At 81.0% G+C, this 538-nt stretch carries 1 pseudogene; it reads right to left on the bottom strand.

Annotated features, from left to right (window positions below):
* Positions 1 to 538, bottom strand: a pseudogene (locus tag DRV85_RS19265) (hypothetical protein); the annotation flags it as partial.

Below are 538 nucleotides of genomic sequence, written 5' to 3'. Positions count from 1 at the left end.
CGGGGCGGCGCCGGCGGGGGCTTGCGGCGCGTCGCTGCCCGCGCCGGGCGGCGCACCCTGCGGCGCCGGCCGGTCCGGGGCGGGATCGGTTTGGACGCGCCCGGTCCCTGCCGCGACCTCGTGCCCCGTCTCAGGCGCCGGAGCGCCGGCCTCGGCAGCGCTCGCGTCACGCTGCAGCTCCGCGCCATCCGCCGCGGCCGGATCGGCGGCCCCGGCGACGGTCTCCTGTTCCGCGGACGCGCCGTCAGGGGTGGCCGGCCCCTCCGCCGCAACATCCAGGTCCTGCCCGTCCTGCGCCCGCGCCGACGCCTCCGCAGCGGCGAGATCCGGCATCCGGTCCTGAAGCACCTCGGGAGCCCTGGCCGCGCGTTCCGCCTGCGGCTCGGTTTCGGCCGCCGCGGTCTCGCGGGTCTCGGGCGCGGCGACCGGTGCGGTGGCCTCGCCCGCCGGGCGCGCCGACGTGGCCCCGTCCGCCGGCCCGGGTGCCCCGGCCACCTGCGGTTCGCGCGGCGTCTCGGGCGGCGTCAGGATGACCTGA

It is taken from the genome of Rhodosalinus halophilus, from assembly GCF_003298775.1.
Lineage (GTDB): Bacteria > Pseudomonadota > Alphaproteobacteria > Rhodobacterales > Rhodobacteraceae > Rhodosalinus > Rhodosalinus halophilus.
This window is presented reverse-complemented; position numbering and strand designations above follow the sequence as displayed.